The 22,483-nt window shown below is 63.3% G+C and carries 23 protein-coding genes; 20 read left to right on the top strand and 3 right to left on the bottom strand.

Annotation, left to right across the window (positions count from 1 at the left end):
• Positions 1-7 precede the first annotated feature (7 nt).
• The 19 genes from AC07VV_RS17360 (at position 8) to AC07VV_RS17270 (ending at position 17,426) form a co-directional block, all read left to right on the top strand.
• On the top strand, positions 8-262 hold the full coding sequence (locus tag AC07VV_RS17360; protein ID WP_007909503.1) for an acyl carrier protein: 255 nt from the start codon (positions 8-10) through the stop codon (positions 260-262).
• Positions 259-804, top strand: a complete 546-nt coding sequence (locus AC07VV_RS17355; RefSeq protein ID WP_249482645.1) for a COG4648 family protein — start codon at positions 259-261, stop codon at positions 802-804. Before AC07VV_RS17360 ends, AC07VV_RS17355 begins: the two co-directional genes overlap by 4 nt.
• Complete coding sequence (locus AC07VV_RS17350; protein ID WP_495036919.1) at positions 801-2,480, top strand: ApeI family dehydratase; 1,680 nt, start codon at positions 801-803, stop codon at positions 2,478-2,480. Before AC07VV_RS17355 ends, AC07VV_RS17350 begins: the two co-directional genes overlap by 4 nt.
• The gene (locus AC07VV_RS17345; protein ID WP_495036918.1) at positions 2,473-3,207 is read left to right on the top strand and encodes a glycosyltransferase family 2 protein; all 735 of its coding nucleotides are present in this window, start codon (positions 2,473-2,475) and stop codon (positions 3,205-3,207) included. Before AC07VV_RS17350 ends, AC07VV_RS17345 begins: the two co-directional genes overlap by 8 nt.
• Positions 3,204-4,151, top strand: coding sequence for a lysophospholipid acyltransferase family protein (locus tag AC07VV_RS17340; RefSeq protein ID WP_495036917.1), 948 nt, complete (start codon positions 3,204-3,206; stop codon positions 4,149-4,151). The genes AC07VV_RS17345 and AC07VV_RS17340 overlap by 4 nt, the downstream gene beginning before the upstream one ends.
• Positions 4,132-5,676: an HAL/PAL/TAL family ammonia-lyase gene (locus AC07VV_RS17335; RefSeq protein ID WP_495036916.1), complete on the top strand. Its 1,545-nt coding sequence runs from the start codon at positions 4,132-4,134 to the stop codon at positions 5,674-5,676. The genes AC07VV_RS17340 and AC07VV_RS17335 overlap by 20 nt, the downstream gene beginning before the upstream one ends.
• Positions 5,669-6,094, top strand: coding sequence for an acyl-CoA thioesterase (locus AC07VV_RS17330; RefSeq protein WP_495036915.1), 426 nt, complete (start codon positions 5,669-5,671; stop codon positions 6,092-6,094). Before AC07VV_RS17335 ends, AC07VV_RS17330 begins: the two co-directional genes overlap by 8 nt.
• The gene (locus AC07VV_RS17325) at positions 6,091-6,693 is read left to right on the top strand and encodes an outer membrane lipoprotein carrier protein LolA (protein ID WP_495036914.1); all 603 of its coding nucleotides are present in this window, start codon (positions 6,091-6,093) and stop codon (positions 6,691-6,693) included. Before AC07VV_RS17330 ends, AC07VV_RS17325 begins: the two co-directional genes overlap by 4 nt.
• Positions 6,677-9,016, top strand: coding sequence for an MMPL family transporter (locus AC07VV_RS17320; protein WP_495036913.1), 2,340 nt, complete (start codon positions 6,677-6,679; stop codon positions 9,014-9,016). The genes AC07VV_RS17325 and AC07VV_RS17320 overlap by 17 nt, the downstream gene beginning before the upstream one ends.
• On the top strand, positions 9,013-10,173 hold the full coding sequence (locus tag AC07VV_RS17315; protein WP_495036912.1) for a cation:proton antiporter: 1,161 nt from the start codon (positions 9,013-9,015) through the stop codon (positions 10,171-10,173). The genes AC07VV_RS17320 and AC07VV_RS17315 overlap by 4 nt, the downstream gene beginning before the upstream one ends.
• Positions 10,160-11,407, top strand: coding sequence for an NAD(P)/FAD-dependent oxidoreductase (locus AC07VV_RS17310; RefSeq protein WP_495036911.1), 1,248 nt, complete (start codon positions 10,160-10,162; stop codon positions 11,405-11,407). The genes AC07VV_RS17315 and AC07VV_RS17310 overlap by 14 nt, the downstream gene beginning before the upstream one ends.
• Positions 11,404-12,129, top strand: coding sequence for a class I SAM-dependent methyltransferase (locus AC07VV_RS17305; RefSeq protein ID WP_495036910.1), 726 nt, complete (start codon positions 11,404-11,406; stop codon positions 12,127-12,129). The genes AC07VV_RS17310 and AC07VV_RS17305 overlap by 4 nt, the downstream gene beginning before the upstream one ends.
• Positions 12,129-12,611, top strand: a complete 483-nt coding sequence (locus AC07VV_RS17300; protein ID WP_495036909.1) for a hypothetical protein — start codon at positions 12,129-12,131, stop codon at positions 12,609-12,611. The genes AC07VV_RS17305 and AC07VV_RS17300 overlap by 1 nt, the downstream gene beginning before the upstream one ends.
• Positions 12,608-13,804: a beta-ketoacyl-[acyl-carrier-protein] synthase family protein gene (locus tag AC07VV_RS17295; protein ID WP_495036908.1), complete on the top strand. Its 1,197-nt coding sequence runs from the start codon at positions 12,608-12,610 to the stop codon at positions 13,802-13,804. Before AC07VV_RS17300 ends, AC07VV_RS17295 begins: the two co-directional genes overlap by 4 nt.
• A complete protein-coding gene (locus tag AC07VV_RS17290; RefSeq protein ID WP_495036907.1) occupies positions 13,801-14,265 on the top strand; it encodes a hotdog family protein in 465 nt (154 codons plus the stop codon). The genes AC07VV_RS17295 and AC07VV_RS17290 overlap by 4 nt, the downstream gene beginning before the upstream one ends.
• Positions 14,258-14,986, top strand: coding sequence for a 3-ketoacyl-ACP reductase FabG2 (locus tag AC07VV_RS17285; protein ID WP_495036906.1), 729 nt, complete (start codon positions 14,258-14,260; stop codon positions 14,984-14,986). The genes AC07VV_RS17290 and AC07VV_RS17285 overlap by 8 nt, the downstream gene beginning before the upstream one ends.
• Positions 14,986-16,221, top strand: a complete 1,236-nt coding sequence (locus AC07VV_RS17280) for a beta-ketoacyl-ACP synthase (protein WP_493091264.1) — start codon at positions 14,986-14,988, stop codon at positions 16,219-16,221. Before AC07VV_RS17285 ends, AC07VV_RS17280 begins: the two co-directional genes overlap by 1 nt.
• Positions 16,222-16,241: 20 nt before the next feature.
• Positions 16,242-16,685, top strand: a complete 444-nt coding sequence (locus AC07VV_RS17275; RefSeq protein ID WP_493091266.1) for an excinuclease — start codon at positions 16,242-16,244, stop codon at positions 16,683-16,685.
• Positions 16,686-16,988: 303 nt separating this feature from the next.
• Complete coding sequence (locus tag AC07VV_RS17270; protein WP_085711066.1) at positions 16,989-17,426, top strand: excinuclease; 438 nt, start codon at positions 16,989-16,991, stop codon at positions 17,424-17,426.
• On the opposite strand, the gene AC07VV_RS17265 is transcribed toward AC07VV_RS17270, so the two are convergent.
• Positions 17,427-18,323: a LysR family transcriptional regulator gene (locus AC07VV_RS17265; RefSeq protein WP_039766450.1), complete on the bottom strand. Its 897-nt coding sequence runs from the start codon at positions 18,321-18,323 to the stop codon at positions 17,427-17,429.
• A 118-nt stretch (positions 18,324-18,441) separates the two neighbouring features.
• Here AC07VV_RS17265 and AC07VV_RS17260 point away from each other — a divergent pair, with 118 nt between their 5' ends.
• A complete protein-coding gene (locus tag AC07VV_RS17260; RefSeq protein WP_096819912.1) occupies positions 18,442-19,716 on the top strand; it encodes an MFS transporter in 1,275 nt (424 codons plus the stop codon).
• Between the two features lie 70 nt (positions 19,717-19,786).
• On the opposite strand, the gene hemE is transcribed toward AC07VV_RS17260, so the two are convergent.
• Positions 19,787-20,854 carry a uroporphyrinogen decarboxylase gene (gene hemE / locus AC07VV_RS17255; RefSeq protein WP_007952372.1) on the bottom strand — a complete coding sequence of 356 codons (1,068 nt, stop codon included), beginning with the start codon at positions 20,852-20,854 and terminating at the stop codon, positions 19,787-19,789.
• A 190-nt stretch (positions 20,855-21,044) separates the two neighbouring features.
• Positions 21,045-22,463, bottom strand: coding sequence for an FAD-dependent oxidoreductase (locus tag AC07VV_RS17250; protein WP_007909438.1), 1,419 nt, complete (start codon positions 22,461-22,463; stop codon positions 21,045-21,047).
• Positions 22,464-22,483 lie beyond the last annotated feature (20 nt).

Below are 22,483 nucleotides of genomic sequence, written 5' to 3'. Positions count from 1 at the left end.
CCGGACCATGCAAACTCGTGACGACATTTTCAACACCCTGCGCGATGCCCTGGTCGAGCTGTTCGAACTGGACCCGGCCCGTGTGAGCCTGGAATCGAACCTGTATCAGGACCTGGAAATCGACAGCATCGACGCGGTCGACCTGATCGACCACATCAAGCGTCAGACCGGCAAGAAAATCGCCGCCGAGGAATTCAAGTCGGTGCGCACCGTCGGCGACGTGGTCGAGGCGGTCTACCGTCTGGTTCAACCGGCCGCATGAGCCGACTGATCGGCCTCGGCCTGCTGCTGGCAGGCCTGTTGTACCCCTTTGCGGTGTATTTCGGCATGGAGCACTTTGCGCCGTGGCAGTTCGGCCTGCTGCTGGGCAGCCTGTGGCTGGCCCGCGCACTGACCGGCGAGCGCAAGCCCGGCAGCCTGTGGATGGCGTGCGTGGCGATCGTGTTCTGCCTGCTGCTGGCGCTGTTCGACAGCCCGCTGTTACTGCGCTGGTACCCGGTGCTGATCAGCGGCTTCATGTTGATGCTGTTCAGCCTGAGCCTGAAATATGGCCCGCCGATGGTCGAGCGCCTGGCGCGAATTCGCGAGCCGCAACTGCCGCCCGAAGCGATCCGCTACACCCGCCAGGTCACCGTGGCCTGGAGCGTGTTCTTTTTCTGTAACGGCTTGTGCGCGGCCCTGCTGACCCTTTGGGCGCCGCTGCACTGGTGGATGTTGTACACCGGCCTGATCTCCTACGGATTGATCGGCCTGATGTTTGCCATTGAATGGCTGATACGACAACGGGTAAGAGGTCGCCCATGAACTGGATAAAACTTGAGCAACTGTTGCTCAAGGATCTGCCGCAGCGCGCCATCACCGTCGCGCCGGCGCTCGATCACGCACACCTGCGCGAACAGGCCCTGAGCCTGGCTGCGGGCCTGCAAGCCAAAGGTGTGCAGCGAATGGCCGTGCACCTGGAAGATGCCGCAGAACTGGCCGTCGCCCTGCTCGGTGCCTGGCGCGCTGGCGTCAGCGTGTTGCTGCCTTCGGATCTGCAAGCGCAGACCCGCCAGCGCTGGTCGAACGAAGTCGACCTGTGGCTGACCGATCACGCGGACGACGCGCACCTGAGCGATTGGCAGCACACCGCACTGACCGGCGCCGAACTGGATCTCGACCAGTGCCGCCTGAGCCTGTGCACCTCCGGCTCCAGCGGCGAACCCAAGCGCATCGACAAATCCCTGCGGCAACTGGCCAACGAAGTCGAAGCCCTCGAGCAACTGTGGGGCGCGGATCTCGGTGAGGCCTGCATCATCGGCAGCGTCGCCACCCAACACATTTACGGTCTGCTGTTCCGTGTGCTGTGGCCGCTGTGTGCCGGACGCCCGTTTCTACGCAAACAACTGGCCTTTCCCGAAGACATGCAGCGCGCCAGTCGCGAGCACCCGGCCTTCGCCTGGGTCGCCAGCCCCGCACTGCTCAAGCGCATGGGCGACAACCTCGACTGGCCGGCCCTGAGCGCCGTGCGCCGGGTGTTTTCCTCCGGTGGTGCGTTGCCGGCGGATGCCGCGCAAAGCCTGCACCAGCGTTTGCAACAGTGGCCGACGGAAATCCTCGGCAGCTCGGAAACCGGCGGGATCGCCTGGCGTCAGGGCGAGTCGCTGTGGCAGCCGTTCGCCGGGGTCGAGCTGAGCCAGGATGGCGACGGCGCCCTGTTGATCGCCTCGCCGTACTTGCCTGTCGGGCATGTCGAACACACCGCCGATGCCGCGCGCATCGAGGCCGATGGTCGTTTCGAACTGCTCGGGCGACTGGACCGGATCGTCAAACTGGAAGAAAAGCGTATCTCCCTGCCGATGCTGGAGCAGGCCTTGGTCGCCCACGAGTGGGTCGCCGAAGCGCGACTCGGTGTGGTGCAGGAAAACCGTGCGTCTCTCGGTGCCTTGCTGGTGCTCAGCGAATCCGGTCTGTTTGCCCTGCGCGAACACGGCCGGCGCAGCCTCACCGAAACCCTGCGCCGTCACCTCGGCGAGCATTGCGAAGCCCTCGCCCTGCCTCGGCGCTGGCGCTTGCTGCGACAACTGCCGCTGAACACTCAGGGCAAGTTGCCTCAGGCCGACGTCGAAGCGCTGCTGCTGGCACCCCGTCCGAAGGCACCGGAAGTTCTGGAGCAGACCGAAACCGAGGGCGAATGGAGCCTGCAACTGAGCGTGCCGCCGGATCTTGCCTACTTCAGCGGTCACTTCCCCAAGGCCCCGGTGTTGCCCGGCGTGGTGCAGGTCGAATGGGCGCTGAACCTCGGTCGGCACTTGCTGAACCTGTCTGGTGCATTCGCCGGGATGGAAGTGCTGAAGTTCCAGCAACTGGTGCGCCCCGGCGATGAAATCCAGTTGCACCTGCGCTTCGACGCCGAACGCGGCAAGCTGTATTTCGCCTACCGCAACGACACCGCGACCTGCTCCAGCGGCCGGATTCTGCTGGGGACTGCCGATGCATAATCCTTGTGCGGTCATCCCGGTCTACAACCACCAAACCGCGATCTCCACGGTGGTCGACGCTCTGCTCGCCCAAGGCTTGCCGTGCATTCTGGTGGACGACGCCAGCAGTAAATCCTGCGCAGCCGTGCTGGATGTTCTGGCCGAACGCGAGCGCGTGTATCTGGTGCGACTCACCACCAATCAGGGCAAGGGCGGCGCGGTGATGACCGGCCTGCGTGAAGCCGCGCGACTGGGTTTCACTCATGCCTTGCAGGTCGATGCCGACGGTCAGCACGACTTGCAGGACGTCAGCCGCTTCGTCGAAGAATCCCGTGCCCATCCGCGAGCGCTGATCTGCGGTTATCCGCTGTACGACGCCAGTGTGCCCAAGGGTCGGCTGTACGCCCGTTACCTCACGCACGTGATGGTGTGGATCAACAGCCTGTCGCTGCAGATCCGCGATTCGATGTGTGGTTTCCGTGTCTATCCGCTGGAGCCGACACTGGCGCTGATCGACTCGGCGCGGATCGGCAAGCGCATGGATTTCGACTCGGACATTCTGGTACGCCTGTCATGGCGCAACCAGCCGATGCGCTGGCTGCAAACCAGCGTGCACTACCCGCTGGACGGCGTGTCGCACTTTCGGATGTTCCACGATAACGTGCTGATTTCGAGCATGCACACGCGCCTGTTCTTCGGCATGTTGCTGCGCTCGCCCGCGATTCTCTGGCGACGGTGGCGCGCATGACCGTCGAGACCGACAAGAAGCACTGGGCCGACCGCGAAGAGCGCGGCAGTTTCCTGCTGATGAAATTCACCGCGTTCGCCGCCAAGGTTCTTGGCCGACGCCTGCTGAGCCCGTTGCTGTACGGCATCGTCCTGTACTTTTTCCTGTTCGGCCGCACGGCCCGGCGCAGTGCCTGGCAGTATCAGCAACGCCTCGCCGACTGGAGCGGTCGCCACGAGCTGCGTCCGAGCCTGTGGCGGGTGTTCGGGCAGTTCATGGCGTTCGCCGATTCGCTGCTCGACAAGCTCGACGTGTGGAACCGCAAGCTGCGCATCGAGCAGATCGAAATCATCGACCCGGCGCTGTTGCGCGATCAGTTGCGCGGTAGGCGCGGGCAAATGCTGGTAGGCGCGCATTTGGGTAACCTCGAAGTGTGCCGGGCGCTGGCGGAGATCGGCGAAAAGGTCACCATGAACGTTCTGGTGCACACCAAGCACGCCGAACAATTCAATCGCTTGCTGGGCGAGGCCGGGGCGACCAATCTGCGACTGATCCAGGTCAGCGAGCTGGACCCGGTGATCATGCTGCAACTGCACGAACGCCTGGAGCGCGGCGAATGGCTGGCGATTGCCGGCGACCGCGTGCCGCTGCACGGCGGGCGCAGCGTGACCGTGGACTTCCTCGGCCACCCGGCGCGTTTCCCACAAGGCCCGTGGCTGCTGGCCGGCCTGCTGAAATGCCCGGTCAATCTGCTGATGTGCCTCAAGCAACCTGACGGGCACTATCGCCTGACCCTCGAGCCATTCGCCGATGCCGTGACGTGGACACGCCGCGATCGCGAACAGGTCATTCATCAGTGGGCGACCCGCTACGCCGAGCGCCTGAGTCACTATTGCCTCGAAGCACCCAAGCAATGGTTCAACTTTTACCCTTTCTGGAAGACCGATGACGACGCCAACCCATGAGCCGGTAACCTTCGGCGAACGCCCTTTGCGCATCGAAGACGTGCTGGCCCTGGCCAACCGTCAGGCACCCGTGCAGTTGCAGAGCGACGCCGACTACCGCGAACGCATCGCCAAAGGCGCGCGGTTCCTCGATTCGCTGCTGGACAAGGAAGGCGTGATCTACGGTGTGACCACCGGTTACGGCGACTCCTGCGTGGTCGCGGTGCCGCTGCATCACGTCGAGGCGCTGCCACGTCATCTCTACACCTTCCATGGCTGCGGGCTGGGCAAACTGCTCGACGCTCAGGCCACCCGCGCGGTGCTGGCGGCGCGTTTGCAGTCGCTGTGCCACGGCGTGTCCGGGGTGCGCATCGAACTGCTGGAGCGGCTGCATGCCTTCCTCGAACACGACATCCTGCCGCTGATCCCCGAAGAGGGTTCGGTGGGCGCCAGCGGCGATCTGACGCCGCTGTCCTACGTCGCCGCGACTCTGTCCGGCGAGCGTGAAGTGATGTTCCGTGGCGAACGCCGCCAGTCCGCCGATGTGCATCGCGAACTCGGATGGATGCCGCTGGTGCTGCGCCCGAAAGAAGCGCTGGCACTGATGAACGGTACCGCCGTGATGACCGGTCTCGCCTGCCTTGCCTACGCCCGCGCCGATTACCTGCTGCAACTGGCTACCCGCATCACCGCGTTGAACGTGGTGGCGCTGCAAGGTAATCCGGAACACTTCGACGAGCGCCTGTTCGCCGCCAAGCCGCATCCGGGGCAGATGCAAGTTGCCGCATGGCTGCGCAAGGATCTGGCGATCGACGCACCGACCGCGCCGCTGCACCGGTTGCAGGATCGCTACTCGCTGCGTTGCGCACCGCATGTGCTCGGCGTATTGGCCGACAGCCTGAACTGGCTGCGTTCGTTCATCGAGACCGAGCTGAACAGCGCCAACGACAACCCGATCATCGACGCCGAAGCCGAGCGCGTGCTGCACGGCGGGCATTTCTACGGCGGGCATATCGCGTTCGCCATGGACAGCCTGAAAAACCTCGTGGCCAACGTCGCCGACCTGCTTGACCGGCAACTCGCGCTGCTGGTGGACGAGCGTTACAACCACGGTTTGCCGAGCAACCTGTCCGGCGCCAGCGCGGATCGGGCGATGCTCAACCATGGCTTCAAGGCTGTGCAGATCGGCGCCAGCGCCTGGACCGCCGAAGCGTTGAAAAACACCATGCCGGCCAGCGTCTTCTCGCGCTCCACCGAGTGCCACAACCAGGACAAGGTGAGCATGGGCACCATCGCCGCCCGCGACGCCATTCGCGTGCTGGAGCTGACCGAACAGGTCGCCGCCGCCACCTTGCTCGCGGCCAATCAGGGCGTCTGGCTGCGTGGCCGTGATGAAGACGCACGACCACTGCCACCGTCGCTGGCCGCCATGCACGAAGAGCTGGCCAAAGACTTCCCGCCAGTCATCGAAGACCGCGCCCTGGAAGGCGAACTGCGCCTGTGCCTGCAACGTATCGCCGAACAACACTGGAGGCTGCATGCGTAGCGCCGGAGTGCTTCACGCCGATACGGAAATCCTCGTGCCGTTCTTTGACATCGACACCATGCACGTCGTCTGGCACGGCCATTACGTGAAATACCTGGAAGTGGCACGCTGCGCGTTGCTCGACAAGATCGGCCACAACTACAACCAGATGGTCGACTCGGGCTACGCCTGGCCGGTGATCGACCTGCAATTGCGCTACGTGCGCGGCGCGGTGTTTGGTCAGCGGCTGAACGTGCGCGCCAGCCTGGTGGAATGGGAAAACCGCCTGAAGATTCACTACCTGATCACCGACGCCCAGACCGGCGAACGCCTGACCCGCGCCAGCTCGGTGCAGGTCGCCGTCGAGGTGAGCAGCCGCGAGATGCAACTGGCCTCGCCGAAAATCTTCACCGATGCCGTGGAAAGGATGCTGCGATGAATGTGTTTGTGAAATCCCTCGGAGCCTTGGCGCTGCTGACGCTGTCGTCGCTGGCCAATGCCTTCGACCTGCAACAGTTGAGCGATCAGTTGGCGAAACCGGACGTGATCCACGGCCAGTTCATCCAGGAAAAGCACCTGCGCGCCCTGCCCCAGCCGCTGATCAGCAAGGGCAGTTTTGTCCTCGCTAAAAATCACGGCCTGCTCTGGCTGCTGAAAACCCCGCTGCAGCAGGATTACCGCATCAGCGCCAAAGGCATTGCCCGTCGTGACCTCAACGGTTGGCAACTGTTGCCCGGCAAGAGCGCCGGCGCCGAGCAGAACCGTTTGTTCCTCGCCGTCCTGCAAGGCGACAGCAGCGGTCTGCAACGGGATTTCGAACTGGCCCTGAACGGCGACGCGCAGAAATGGCAACTGACGCTCACCCCGCGTTCGGTGCTGCTCAAGCAAGTGTTCAACCGGATCAACATCACCGGCGGCACGCTGGTGAGTACCATCGAACTGCTGGAAACCCAGGGCGACAGCACCGTTCTGCGCATGCAGGACAGCACCGCCGGCCAACCGTTGAGCGACGCGGAGCAACATGACTTTGCCGAGTGAACGCAGGCTGCCCTGGCTGTTCCTGATCCTGCTGCTGGCCGTCGTCGCACTGGGCGCCTGGCAGTGGCGCGACGGCGCACCGCTGTCGGCGAACCTGATGGAGCTGGTGCCCGGCACCCATCCGGACGCCGTCGAGCAGCGTGCCGAACAACGCATGCAGGAACCGCTCAACCGGGAAATGCTGGTATTGGTCGGTCACACCGATCGCCAGCAGGCCGTCGCCATGGCCCAGACCCTGGGCGAGCAATGGCAGGCCAGCGGCCTGTTCAAAAAGGTCCAGTGGAACCTGCAAGCCGATCTGCCCGCCCTGCGCATGCAATTGCTGCAAGGGCGACTGGCAATGCTCTCGGCCGATGATCGACAGTTGCTGATCGAACACCCGGACGCCTTCATCCAGCAACGGGTGCAGGCGCTGTTCGACCCATTCACCGGTTTCAGTCTGGTGCCGAGTCAGGACGACTGGCTGGGCCTCACCGGACGCATCCAGAACAACCAGCCGCAGCATGGCGCGGTGCAGCTGGACATCGGCAGCGGCGCGCTGATTGCCGATGCCGACGGCAAGAGCTGGGTGCTGCTGCGCGCGCGCACCACCGGCAACGCCTTCGACATGAACCTGCCGCTGCAAGTCGCCGCGCTGCTGCAACACAGTCGCGAGCAAGCGACGAAATCCGATGTGCAACTGCTGGCCGCCAGCGGTTTGCTGTATGCGGCCAATGGTCAGCAACAAGCGACCCGGGAAATTTCCTGGGTCGGCGGCGGCGCTACCCTCGGCATTCTGTTGCTGCTGTTGTTCGCCTTCCGCCGCTGGCGGGTGTTGCTGGCGTTCATTCCGGTGCTGGTGGGCATGCTGTTCGGTGCGGTGGCCTGCGTGGCACTGTTCGGGCATCTGCATGTGATGACGTTGGTGCTCGGTTCGAGCCTGATCGGCGTGGCGGTGGATTACCCGCTGCACTATCTGTCCAAGAGCTGGAGCCTCAAGCCGTGGCGCAGTTGGCCGGCGCTGCGCCTGACCCTGTCGGGCCTGACCCTGAGCCTGATCACCAGCGCCATTGGTTATCTGGCGCTGGCCTGGACGCCGTTCCCGGCCCTGACCCAGATCGCCGTGTTCTCCGCCGCCGGGCTGCTGGGCGCCTACCTGTCAGCGGTGTGCCTGCTGCCGGCGCTGTTGAGCAACGTCGAGTTACGCCCGGCGCAGTGGCCGCTACGTCTGGCCGAGCGCATGGTCAGCCTTCGGGAAACCCTGCTGGAACACGTGCGCACACCGATTCTGGCGGCACTGCTGATCGCGTTCTGCGCCGGCGGCCTGGTGCAACTGCAAAGCAAGAACGACATCCGCCAATGGGTCGGCGCGCCGCAGCACCTGACCGACGAAGCGCAGGCCATCGCCCGCATCACCGGTTATCAGCCGACCAGTCAGTTCTTCCTGGTGCGCGCAGAAAACCAGGAGCAACTGCTGGAGCGCCAGGCAGCCCTGAGCGAGCGCCTGGATCAACTGGTCAACCTCGACAAGTTGCAGGGTTATCTGGCGCTCAACCAATTGGTCAGCCCGCCGAGCCAGCAGCAACAGGTTCGCGAAGCGCTGAACAAATTGCCGCAATTCTGGCAGCCCCTGCTTGAGGTCGGCGTACCGCTGGCAGCCCTGCAAACCGAACTGACGCAATTGCAGGCCCTGCCCGCCGAAGACATCGACGCCGCACTCATCGGCCCGCTCGGCGAGCCCTACCGCACCTTGTGGCTCGGCCCGACCGAGGAAGGCGTGGCCGCGATGGTCAGCCTGCAAGGCCTGAACAACCCGGCGCTGCTGCGGGTGCAGGCGCTGGATCTGCCCGGTGTGGAATTGGTGGATCGCCTCGGTGACTTGAACCGGGTGTTTGCCGAAACCCAAATCAGCGCCGCCGAGCTGAAACTCGCCTCCTGCGTGCTGATCGTACTGGTGCTGATCCTGCCGTTCGGTCTCGGCGGTGCGTTGCGCATTGTTTCCCTGCCGCTGCTCGCGGCGCTGTGCAGCCTGGCCAGCCTCGGCTGGCTCGGTCAGCCGCTGACCCTGTTCAGCCTGTTCGGCCTGCTGCTGGTGACGGCGATCAGCGTCGACTACGCGATCCTCATGCGTGAGCAGGTCGGCGGCGCGGCGGTCAGCCTGCTTGGCACTTTGTTGGCGGCGCTGACGACCTGGCTGTCGTTCGGCCTGCTGGCGGTGTCGAGTACGCCGGCGGTGAGCAACTTCGGTCTGTCGGTGAGCCTCGGGCTGGCCTTCAGCTTCATGCTCGCGCCTTGGGCCGGGCGTCATGCCCATGCCGCGACAGTCGCGGAGCCGGCAGCATGATGATCGCGATTTTCTGGCTGATGGCACTGGCCCTGTTCGCCGTGGCCACCCGCGTCGGTCGATATTTCGGGCTGATTCCGATCGTCAGCCAGTTGCTGCTGGCCAGCTTCGTCCTGCCGCTGTTGATGTACTTCTGGATCGAGCCGGGCTGGCAACTCAGCGGTGCCGAACTGATTGCGCCGGCCTGGCTGAAGAACCTCTACAGCCTGAGTTTTGCGCTGTTGCTCGGGCACATTCTCAGCGACGTGATCGACCTGCGCCTGGATCGTCAGAGCGTGAAAATCGCCGTGCCGAGTTTCGCCGTACCGTTCGCCTGTGGACTCGCAACGGCGTACTGGCTACTGCCGGCGCAACCATGGATCAACTCGCTGGCGATCGGTCTGGTGTTCGCCATCACCGCGATCCCGGTGCTGTATCTGTACCTGCGCCACATCGACTATCCGCCCGCCGCTACCCGACGCTTGGTGCAGACTGCAATCCTGATCGACCTGACCTGCTGGACCCTGTTCGGCCTCGCTCAGGGCAGCCTGCACCTGAGCAGTCTGTTGCTGCCGCTGGGGCTGGCCTGCGTGCCATTGCTGTTGCGCGTGTTCGGCATCCGCCGGCCGCTGACGTACAGTCTGGGCTTTTTTGCGCTGCTGGTGCTGGCTGAACACTACAAACTCAATGCACTGATTTTCGGCATCGGCTACCTGCTGTGCATGGCCGCGCTGAAGGTGCCGTTGGTGCTGCCGCTGCCGGCACGCTGGATGAACCGTTTGCAGACGTGGATCGCGATTCCGCTGATCCTCACCTTCGGCATCGTCCAGATCGACGTGCACAGCGCCCTCGCCAGCCTCGGCGCTGTGCAATGGATGGCGCTGCTGCTGTTGCCGATCGCCAGCAAACTGCTGGGCAACTGGCTGGGCCTCGGCTGGGCCGGAGCCTCGTTCGAAGGCGCCAGCCGCTGGCGCGAAAGCGTGCTGCTGAACATTCGCGGCTTGAGCGAAATCGTCTTTCTCAACTTGCTGTTGCAACAACAACTCATCAGCCCGGCGCTGTACTTTGCGCTGATGCTGATGGGCCTGATCGCGACGCTGTTGCCGGCCTTCATCGGCCTGCACCGTGCGTCTTTGAACCCTATTGCCGTACCCAGGAGCTCGCGTGCCAATCGTTGAAATGGAATCCCGTCAGGTCGTGATCATCGGCGCCGGCCCGTCCGGCGCCATCGCCGCCGCGTTGCTCAAACGCAAGGGACACGACGTGCTGGTCATCGAGCGCCAGCATTTCCCACGGTTCTCCATCGGCGAAAGCCTGCTCAGCCATTGCCTGGATTTCGTCGAAGAAGCGGGGATGCTCGAAGCGGTGAACGCGGCCGGATTCCAGCGCAAGACCGGCGCGGCATTCGCCTGGGGCGAGCGCTACAGCGCGTTCGATTTCGGCGATACATTCACCGGCGGCAAACCGACCACCTTCCAGGTGCAACGCGCCGACTTCGACAAATTGCTGGCCGATCAAGCCGCGCTGCAAGGTGTGGAAATCCGTTATGGCGACGCCATTGTCAGCGTCGACTTCGAGCGTCCGCGTCCGCAACTCGATGTGCATCGCGAAGACGGCAGCGAGTACCGCGTCGAGGCCGATTTCGTTCTCGATGCCAGCGGCTACGGCCGCGTGCTGTCACGCTTGCTGGACCTGGAGGCGCCGTCGAATTTCCCGGTGCGCCAGGCCGTGTTCACCCACGTCGAAGATCACATCGACCACCCGGCCTTCGACCGCGAGAAAATCCTCGTCACCACCCACCCGCAGCATCGTGACATCTGGTTCTGGACGATCCCGTTCAGCAACGGTCGCTGCTCGGTCGGCGTGGTCGCGGCAGCCGAACATTTCGCAGGGCGCGATGCCGACCTCGACGCCTGCCTGCGCGGTTTCATCGCCGAAACCCCGAGCCTGGCCAAGGTGCTGAACAATGCGGTGTGGGACACTCCGGCGCGTACCCTCGGCGGTTATGCGGCCAACGTCAAAACCCTGCACGGCCCCGGTTTTGCCTTGCTGGGCAACGCGGCGGAATTTCTCGACCCGGTGTTCTCTTCCGGCGTGACCATTGCCATGCGCTCGGCGAGCATGGCCGCCGGTGTGCTGCATCGACAGTTGCAGGGTGAAACGGTGGACTGGCAAAGCGAGTTCGCCGAACCGCTCAAGCGCGGCGTCGATACCTTCCGCTGCTATGTCGAGGGCTGGTACGCCGGCACCTTCCAGGACGTGATTTTCCACGAGCAAGGCTCCCCCGAAATCCGTCGCATGATCTGCTCGATCCTCGCCGGCTACGCCTGGGACGAACGCAACCCGTTCGTCAGCGAAGCGCGCCGTCGGCTGAAGACGATCTCCGAACTCTGTGCAAGGGACGACACATGAATTACTTGAGCGACAGCTACGTCGAGGAAACCCGTTTCGGCTTCTGGTTCCTGCGCAGCCACACCTGGCAGCACCATGTGTTGCGCGTGGCGATCAACGATTTGCGCGGACTGTTCAGCGAGTCGCTGCCGGCCAATCCGGTGCTGCTGGATGCGGGCTGCGGCCAGGGTAAATCCTTTGGCCATCTGCGCCAGACCTTCGCGCCACAGCGTTTGATCGGCGTCGATGCCGATCCGCACAGCCTGGAATTGAGCGCCGCAGAAGCCGCGCGTCAGGGCTTCGCCGTCGAGCTGATCGGCAGCGACTGCGCGACATTGAATGTGCCGGATGCGAGCGTCGATCTGCTGTTCTGTCACCAGACCTTCCATCATCTGGTGGAACAGGAAAAAGCCCTCGCTGAGTTCTACCGGGTGCTCAAGCCGGGCGGTTATCTGCTGTTCGCCGAGTCCACCGAGGCTTACATTGATACATGGGTCATCCGTTGGTTGTTCCGCCATCCGATGCACGTGCAGAAGAGTGCGGCGCAGTATCTGGGAATGATTCGCCAGCAGGGATTCAAGTTCGGCGAGCGGAATGTTTCCTACCCGTACCTGTGGTGGAGCCGGTCGAAGGACTTTGGTCTGCTGGAACGTTTTGGCCTGCGCAAACCGAAGCCGTTTGGTCAGCGTGAAGAAACCCTGGTCAACGTCGTGGCGCGCAAACCGCTGGAAGAGGCCGTCTGATGCTGCGTGTTCTGCTGCTCGCCTGCGTCCTGCTGCTGACCGCGTGCGCCAGCCAGGCGCCGTTGCCTGTGGATAACCCTACGCTGCCCTTGCCGCTGCAACTGCACATCGAGCGCCAGCAAGCCGAGCAGCGCCAGGACTGGTTGCTGGTGATCCAGCGCGAGGGGCAAGGCATTCGCTGGTCGATGATGGATCCGCTGGGCATCCCCCAGGCCCGTCAGCAACTGATCGATGGGCGCTGGCAGGCTGACGGGCTATTGCCGCCGAATCCGGAAGCCCGGGAGTTGTTCGCTGCGCTGCTGTTCGCCCTGACGCCTGCCGGCGAACTGTCGCGCAATTACCCCACCGCGCAGCAACACGGCGGGCAACGTTCATTGCCGGCACGCTGGGACATCCGATATTCGCAACCGTTGAGCTTCGAATTGAACCTGCCCCAAGGCCCGCACTATCGGGTTTCTCCCTTAGGTGAATCGACGCCATGACCGCCTACCTCAACGCCCTCGGCGTGATCTGCGCCCTGGGCCGTGACAAGCAAGAAGTCGCCCGCAACCTGTTTGCCGGCGATTGCTCAGGCATGCGCCACGAGTCTGGCTGGGTGCCGGAGCGCGTGTTGCCGGTGGCCGCAGTGCACGGCGAACTGGCGGCGATCCCATCGCAGATGTTGGCGCAAAAGAGCCGCAACAATCAGTTGCTGCTGGAAGCCGCGTTGCAGATTCGCGACGACATCGACGCCGCCATTCAGACCTATGGCCCCGACCGCGTCGGCGTGGTGCTCGGCACCAGCACTTCGGGCATCGACGAGGCCAGCCAGGGTCTGGCGCATTACATTCGCGACCAACAGTTCCCGGCTGATTACGACTATCGGCAACAGGAACTTGGCGCCCCGGCGACCTTCCTCGCCGACTGGCTGCAACTGAGCGGCCCGACCTACGTGATTTCCACCGCGTGCACTTCCAGCGCCCGGGCCTTGATGAGCGCCCGGCGCCTGCTGGATCTGGGGATGTGCGATGCGGTGCTGTGCGGCGGTGTCGACAGCCTGTGCAAGCTGACTCTCAACGGATTTTCGTCGCTGGAAGCCGTGTCCGACGAGCGCTGCAACCCGTTCTCGGCCAACCGCAACGGCATCAACATCGGCGAGGCCGCGGTGCTGTTCGTGATGAGCAAACAGCGCGGCGACGGCACGGCCATTGCCCTGCTGGGCGCTGGCGCCAGCTCCGATGCGCACCATATTTCCGCACCGGAGCCGTCCGGCCGTGGCGCGTTGCAAGCCATGCAACAGGCGCTGGATCGCGCGCAGCTGCAAGCCACGCAAATCAGTTATCTGAACCTGCACGGCACCGCCACTCAGCACAACGACGCCATGGAAAGCCTGGCCGTTTCCACGCTGTTCCCGCAGGGCGTGGCGTGTTCCTCGACCAAGCCGATGACCGGCCACACCCTCGGTGCTGCCGGCGCACTGGAAGCCGCGTTCTGCTGGCTGAGCCTGAGTGCCGACAACCCCGACCACGCCTTGCCGCCGCACGTCTGGGACGGCCAGGCCGATCCCGACCTGCCAGCGCTGAAGTGGGTGACCGCGAACGAACGCCTGGCGTCCATTGCACCCCGCTACCTGATGAGCAACTCGTTTGCCTTCGGTGGCAATAACGTCAGCCTGATTATCGGAGACGCCCCATGAATGACTGGCCGCTCGCCGAATTGCTGCCCCACGCTGGCGACATGATTCTGATCGACCGGATCCTTAGCTTCGACGACGAGCAGATCCACACCACCCTCACCGTCCGGCCCGGCGGCCTGTTCAGCCTGCCCGACGGCAGTCTTCCGGCCTGGGTCGGCGTCGAGTTGATGGCACAAAGCGTCGCCGCGTTCGCCGGCTGCCATGCACGGCAAAAAGGCAACCCGGTGGAGCTGGGCTTTCTGCTCGGCACACGCAAGTTCGAATGCAATGTCGCGGCCTTTCCGGTTGGCAGCGAACTGACCATACATGGCCTGCGCTCGCTGGAAGACGACAACGGCATGGGCGTCTTCGAATGCCACATCAATGCACCCGGCATCGAAGCCAGCGCCCGGCTGAACGTGTTCCGCCCGCCGCACGCGGCGCAATATCTTGAACAATTGAAGGAGTCGAACGATGACTGAATTCGTACTGGTCACCGGCTCCAGCCGTGGCATTGGCCGCGCCATCGCACTGCGCCTGGCCCAGGCTGGCCACGATATCGTCCTGCATTGCCGTAGCGGCGTGGCCGAAGCGCAAGCGGTGAAATCCGAAGTCGAAGCGCTCGGACGCCATGCGCGCATCCTGCAATTCGACGTCGCCGACCGCGAAACCTGCAGAGCCATCCTCGAAGCCGATATCGAAGCCCACGGCGCGTACTACGGCGTGGTGCTCAATGCCGGGCTGACCCGCGACGGCGCTTTTCCGGCCCTCAGCGATGACGACTGGGACGTAGTTTTGCGTACCAACCTCGACGGCTTCTACAACGTCCTGCACCCGGTGATGATGCCGATGATCCGCCGCCGCGCCGCCGGTCGCATCGTTTGCATCACCTCGGTCTCGGGGCTGATCGGCAACCGTGGCCAGGTCAACTACAGCGCCTCGAAAGCGGGTGTGATCGGTGCCGCAAAGGCGTTGGCGATCGAACTGGCCAAGCGCAAAATCACGGTGAACTGTGTCGCGCCGGGCTTGATCGACACAGCCATGCTCGATGAAAACGTGCCGGTGGAAGAACTGATGAAAATGATCCCGGCACAACGCATGGGCACGCCGGAAGAAGTGGCCGGTGCGGTGAATTTCCTGATGTCGGCGGAAGCGTCGTACATCACCCGCCAGGTGCTGGCAGTCAACGGAGGCTTGTGCTGATGAAGCGCGTTGTCGTCACCGGCATGGCCGGCATCACCTCGCTGGGCAGCGACTGGGACACCATCGCCGGCAACTTCGCCGCCAACCGCAGCGGCATCCGCCGGATGGACGAGTGGGATCGCTTCAGCGAACTCAACACCCGACTGGCCGGGCCCATCGACGATTTTCTGGTGCCGGCGCACTGGACCCGCAAACAACTGCGCAGCATGGGCCGGGTCTCGCGGCTGGCGGTCGGCGCGGCTGAAAAAGCCTTGGCCGATGCCGGCCTGCTCGGCGACGAATCGATCAAGGACGGCCGTATGGGCGTGGCCTGCGGTTCGTCCACCGGCAGCACCGACGAGATCAAGGCGTTCGGCAACATGCTGCTGAATTCGGTGGCCGAAGGCCTCAACGCCAACTCCTACGTGCGGATGATGCCGCACACCACGGCGGCGAACATCAGCATCTTCTTCGGCCTCACCGGTCGCCTGATCCCGACCTCCAGCGCCTGCACCAGCGGCAGCCAGGGCGTCGGTTATGCCTACGAGGCGATCAAGTTCGGTCGCCTGCCGCTGATGCTCGCTGGCGGTGCCGAAGAGCTGTGTCCGACCGAGGCCATGGTGTTCGACGCGCTGTACGCCACCAGCCTGAAAAACGATGCGCCGCAAACCTCGCCACGTCCGTATGACAAGGGCCGCGACGGCCTCGTGATCGGTGAAGGTGGTGGCATGCTGGTGCTCGAAGAACTGGAACACGCCCTCGCTCGCGGCGCGCACATTCACGCCGAAATCGTCGGTTTCGGCAGCAACGCCGACGGCCAGCACACCACTCGTCCCGAGCAGGTCACCATGCGCCGTGCGATGGAGCTGGCACTGGAAGACGCGGGTCTGACGCCTGACGCCATCGGTTACGTGAACGGTCACGGCACGGCCACCGAGCAGGGCGACATCGCCGAAACCCTGGCCACCAGCAGCCTGTTCGGCGAGCGCATGCCGATCAGCTCGCAGAAGAGCTTCCTCGGCCACACCCTGGGTGCCTGCGGTGCGCTGGAGTCCTGGTTCAGCATCGAAATGCTCAATCGCGACCTGTACGTGCACACGCTCAACCTCGACGAAGTCGACCCGCACTGCGGCAAGCTCGATTACCTGCGCGGCGAATTCCGCCAGATGCACCACGATTACGTGATGAACAACAACTTCGCGTTTGGCGGGGTCAACACCTCGCTGATCTTCCGCCGCTGGACGCAACCGAATTAATTCAGGTCAAGGAGACCTCCATGCGTTTGAACAAACTCGCGGCCGCCACCCTGCTGCTCTGCGCCTTGCCCGCCGTCAGCCAGGCCCGTGACACGGCGGTGTACCTGCCGTTCGACAAGGCGGTCGCCGAGGCAACCCGCACCGGCAAGATCGACGGTAGCGTGAAGTTCTATCTGGCGGGCAACGCCCCGGCCGGCAAAGTCACCGTGGTCAGCAGCGGCGCGGTGACCAACAAGAAGACCAACGCCTTCAACAAGTCCGATGAAGTGGCCTGCGAATGGGTCGTGCAATCGGCGATCATCAGCCTGCACCAGGCCGCGAAAAGCGCCGGCGCCAACGCCGTGACCAACATCGTCAGCTTCTACAAGAGCAACGAGCGCAAGGATGCGAAGAACTACGAGTGCCACGCGGGCGCGATCATGGCGGGTGTAGCCTTGAAGGGTGATCTGGCGACGGTTCAATAACGGCCGGAAACGACAAAGGGCGCCTTTCGGCGCCCTTTCACAAACAGGTTGGCTTGTCATCGCCTCTCACCTGTCTGGCTCTGCGATGGCTGGTTGCCCAGGATCCTCAGAGTCTCACAAGCCCCTTTCGGGAACGCCGGCAGTATTGCCTGAAAAGGTACTCCCCACAACGCTGGCATTTCGCTGCACCTTTGCATGCACCATCTACACTCGCTCAAACAGGCCGACACATAGCGCCTGCCGGAACGGCGAGCCCGGTCGGTCGAGCACTCGCGGTTCTCTTTCATCGTCAAGGAGATGACCATGCAAGCGAAAGCCCTGATCGCCGCCGCCCTTTTCAGCCTGCTCCCCAGCGCCAGCCACGCCACCAACCTGATGTACATGCCGTTCGAAACCGTGCTGTCGGATGCGATTCGTGCCGGGCGGCTGGATGGCAGTGTGAAGTTCTACCTGATCGGCAATGGACCACAGGGGACTCAGCGGATGTTGCAGCGCGGGGTCGTCAGCGATCTGAAGACCAACGGTTTCAACAAGAGCGATCACGACTCGTGCGAGTGGGTATTGCAGTCGAACCTGATCGCGCTGCAGGCCCAGGCCAAGCGCGTCGGGGCCAACGCGGTGACCAATATCGTCAGCTACTACGACCAGCATGTGCGCAAGGATCTGAACACTTACGAATGTCGGGCCGGGGTGTTTGTGACGCGGGTGGCGTTGAAGGGTGATCTGGTGCGGCTGCCTTGATCAGCCGGCTTCGACCTTGCGTGTAAGCAACTCGACAAACGCCTTGGCCATTGGCGATTTCTGATCCTTGCGCTGCACCAGCCACACTGCTGTCACTGCCTCGGGATCCAGCAGCGGTCGATAGACCACGCCGTCGATGCGCATCCGCTGATACGAGGCCGGCATGACCGACACACCCAGACCTGCTGCCACCAGACCGATGATGGTCATGGCTTCGCCGGCCTCCTGGGCAAAGTGCGGGCTGAACCCGGCGTCACGGGCCAGGCTGATCAGTTGCGAGTAAAGACCGCTGCCGTAGCTGCGCGGAAAGAACACGAACGGCTCCAGAGCCAGAGCCGACAAAAACAGACCTTCCTCACTGCCCTGTGCCAATGGATGTTTGGAACTGAGCACCGCGACCAAGGGCTCGCGCATCAGTTCGACCACGCTCAGCGAATCCGGCAGGCCCAGCGGGCGCATGATGCCGACCTCGATCGACTCGTCCACCAGCGCGTCAGCCACCATGGTGCTGCTCATCTCCCGCAGATTCAGGTGCACGGCCGGGAAACGCTGGCGGAAGGAAAAAATCGCCTGGGGAATGGTCGAGTTGAACGGCGCCGACGAGGTGAAGCCGATTTTCAGTTCACCCAGTTCGCCGAGCTGCGCGCGGCGGGCCACATCCGCCGCTTTATCGACCTGAGCCAGCACCAGCCGCGCCTCCTCCAGAAACAATCGCCCGGCTTCACTTAGCTCGACCCGACGATTGGTACGCTCGAACAGCCGTGCGCCGACTTCCTGCTCCAGCGCCTGAATCTGCTGGCTCAGCGGCGGCTGGGAGATGCCCAGCACCTGGGCGGCGCGGCCGAAGTGCAGTTCTTCGGCGACGGCGATGAAGTAGCGCAAGTGACGCAATTCCATGGAAACCCCATTAGGTCGTTAAAGCTATCAAACAGGTCGAACAATATATTGGATAGAAACATTAGCCAGCTATATGATTTTTTCATTGCCTGCCTGCCCGCGCCCTCCGAGGTCTGATGTGAAAACCGCCGTCGCTCCACTGGCCCATGAAGTCCCGCCCGCTGCGGCGGACGATGTGCTGACCGAACTGCAAGAGATCTACATCGAGAAAGGCACGCCCGCGTTCATGCGCACGGTGCTCGCGCTGTTCAGCGGCGGCTTCGCGACCTTCGCTCTGCTTTACTGCGTGCAGCCGATGATGCCGTTGCTGTCCCAGGAATATTCGATCAACGCGGCGCAGAGCAGCCTGATTCTTTCAGTGGCCACCGGCATGCTGGCCTTTGGTCTGCTGATCACCGGCCCGATTTCCGATCGGGTCGGGCGTAAACCGGTGATGGTCGCCGCTCTGTTTGCCGCAGCCCTGTGCACCATCGCCAGTTCGATGATGCCGAGCTGGCACGGCGTGCTGATCATGCGTGCGCTGATCGGGTTGTCGTTGAGTGGTCTGGCGGCGGTTGCAATGACTTACCTCAGCGAGGAAATCCATCCGCAGCACATCGGTCTGGCGATGGGCCTGTACATCGGCGGCAACGCGATTGGCGGGATGAGCGGGCGATTGATTACCGGTGTATTGATCGACTTCGTCAGCTGGCACACGGCGATGCTGGTGATCGGCGGCCTGGCGCTGATTGCGGCAGCGGTTTTCTGGAAGATCCTGCCGGAGTCGCGCAACTTCCGCTCCCGCTCGCTGCACCCGCGCAGCCTGCTCGACGGTTTCACCATGCACTTTCGCGATGCCGGCCTGCCGTTGCTGTTCCTTGAGGCGTTCGTGCTGATGGGCGCGTTCGTCACGTTGTTCAACTACATCGGCTACCGTCTGCTGGCCGAGCCGTATCACCTGGATCAGGTGTTTGTGGGACTGTTGTCGGTGGTCTATCTGTCGGGCATCTACAGCTCGGCGAAAATCGGCTCGCTGGCCGACAAACTGGGCCGCCGCAAAGTGCTGTGGGCGACCATCGCCCTGATGTTCGCCGGCCTCGCCCTGACCATGTTCACACCGCTGCCACTGGTGATCATCGGCATGCTGATCTTCACCTTCGGCTTCTTCGCCGCACACTCGGTGGCCAGCAGCTGGATCGGCCGTCGGGCGCTCAAGGCCAAGGGCCAGGCGTCGTCGTTGTACCTGTTCAGCTATTACGCTGGCTCGAGCATCGCCGGGACGGCGGGCGGGGTGTTCTGGCACATGGCCGGGTGGAACGGGATCGGCCTGTTTATCGGCGCGCTGTTGCTGGTGGCACTGTTGGTGGCGTTGAAGCTGGCGAAGTTGCCGCCGTTGGGCGGCGTCAAAGCCTGATTCACGCCCACAAAAAACGCCCGGCATAAGCCGGGCGTTTTTGTTTTCTACCATTAGAGCTGAGCGCCGATCACTCGTGATACTGCGCCGACAACTCGTGCACCGCACGCAGGAACGCGCCCGCGTGTTCCGGGTCGACTTCCGGCGTGATGCCGTGGCCGAGGTTGAACACGTGGCCGCTGCCCTTGCCGTAGCTGGCGAGGATGCGCCCGACTTCGGTGCGGATCGCTTCCGGCTTGGCGTACAGCACGGTCGGGTCCATGTTGCCTTGCAGCGCGACCTTGTCGCCAACGCGGGCGCGGGCGTTGCCGATGTCGCAGGTCCAGTCCAGGCCCAGCGCGTCGGCGCCAGCGTCGGCGATGCTTTCCAGCCACAGGCCGCCGTTCTTGGTGAAGAGGATCACCGGCACCTTGCGACCGTCGTGTTCGCGGATCAGGCCGCTGACGATTTTCTTCATGTAGGCCAGGGAGAATTCCTGATACGCCGCCGCCGACAGGTTGCCGCCCCAGGTATCGAAGATCTGCACCGCTTGCGCACCGGCCTGGATCTGGCCGTTCAGGTACGAGGTCACCGACTGCGCCAGCTTGTCCAGCAGCAGGTGCATGGCTTGCGGGTTGTCGTAGAGCATCGCCTTGGTCTTGCGGAAGTCTTTCGACGAGCCGCCTTCGACCATGTAAGTAGCAAGGGTCCATGGGCTGCCGGAGAAACCGATCAGCGGCACGCGGCCGTTCAGTTCGCGGCGGATAGTGCTGACCGCGTCCATCACGTAGCCGAGGTCTTTGTGTGGATCAGGGATCGGCAGGGCTTCGATGTCGGCCAGGGTGCTGACGACTTTCTTGAAGCGCGGACCTTCACCGGTCTCGAAGTACAGGCCCTGGCCCATGGCATCGGGAATGGTGAGGATGTCGGAGAACAGGATCGCCGCGTCCAGTTGCGGATAGCGGTCGAGGGGTTGCAGCGTGACTTCGCAGGCGAATTCCGGATTCATGCACAGGCTCATGAAATCACCGGCCTGGGCGCGGCTGGCGCGGTATTCCGGCAGGTAGCGGCCGGCCTGGCGCATCATCCACACAGGGGTGACGTCTACGGGTTGCTTGAGCAGGGCGCGGAGGAAACGGTCGTTCTTCAGGGCAGTCATGTCGGCATCCGGAAAAAAAGTGCGGGCATTTTCTCAGAGCGCGACGCAAAAGGCACGGTTGCAGGTCAGCCTTTTGTCTATCGGGTCAATTTGTCGCAAGGATTTCGCGGATTTCAGCAACACCCTGAAAACAATGTGGGAGCTGGCAAGCCAGCTCCCACAGGTTTTGCGGCGCAGTTTCGAGCGGGGTTTAGACGCCCAGGTAATCCAGGATCCCTTCAGCCGCATTGCGGCCTTCGAAGATCGCCGTCACCACCAGGTCGGAACCGCGCACCATGTCGCCACCGGCGAAGATTTTCGGGTTGCTGGTCTGGTGCTTGTACTGACCTTGCTCAGGCGCAACGACGCGGCCCTGGCTGTCGGTCTGGATCTCGAACTGTTCGAACCACGGCGCCGGGCTCGGGCGGAAACCGAAAGCGATGACCACGGCGTCGGCCGGGATGATCTCTTCGGAGCCCGGGATCGGCTCGGGGCTGCGACGGCCACGGGCGTCCGGTTCGCCGAGACGGGTCTCGACCACTTTCACGCCTTCGACCTTGTCTTCACCAACGATAGCGATCGGCTGGCGGTTGTAGAGGAATTTCACGCCTTCTTCCTTGGCGTTCTTCACCTCTTTGCGCGAGCCGGGCATGTTCGCTTCGTCACGACGATAGGCGCAGGTCACCGACTTGGCGCCCTGGCGGATCGACGTGCGGTTGCAGTCCATCGCCGTGTCGCCACCGCCCAGAACCACAACCTTCTTGCCTTTCATGTCGACGAAATCTTCCGGCGACTTTTCAAAGCCCAGGTTGCGATTGACGTTGGCGATGAGGAAGTCCAGCGCGTCGTAAACGCCCGGCAGGTCCTCACCGGCAAAACCGCCCTTCATGTAGGTGTAGGTGCCCATGCCCATGAACACGGCATCGTATTCGGCGAGCAGTTGCTCCATGGTCACGTCCTTGCCGACCTCGGTGTTGAGGCGGAACTCGATGCCCATACCGGTGAAGACTTCGCGGCGATTGCTCAGCACAGTCTTCTCAAGCTTGAACTCGGGAATGCCGAAGGTCAGCAGACCGCCGATTTCCGGGTTCTTGTCGAACACCACCGGGGTCACGCCGCCGCGCACCAGCACGTCGGCACACCCGAGGCCCGCCGGGCCTGCACCGATGATCGCGACACGCTTGCCGGTCGGTTTGACCTTGGACATGTCCGGGCGCCAGCCCATGGCGAACGCGGTGTCGGTGATGTACTTCTCGACCGAACCGATGGTCACCGCACCGAAGCCGTCGTTGAGGGTGCAGGCACCCTCGCACAGACGATCCTGCGGGCACACCCGGCCGCAGACTTCCGGCAGGGTGTTGGTCTGGTGCGACAGCTCGGCGGCCTGGAGGATGTTGCCCTCGGCCACCAGCTTCAGCCAGTTCGGAATGAAGTTGTGCACCGGGCACTTCCATTCGCAATACGGGTTGCCGCAACCCAGGCAGCGGTGGGCCTGGTCGGCCGACTGCTGGGGTTTGAACGGTTCGTAGATTTCCACGAACTCTTTCTTGCGTTGACGCAACAGTTTCTTCTTCGGATCTTTGCGCCCGACGTCGATGAACTGGAAGTCGTTATTCAGACGTTCAGCCATTGTTAAAACCTCATCAAACT

This window comes from Pseudomonas sp. GW821-FHT02C04, from assembly GCF_059421845.1.
Note: the sequence above shows the minus strand (reverse complement) of the source record. Positions and strands in the feature narration are given on the sequence as shown.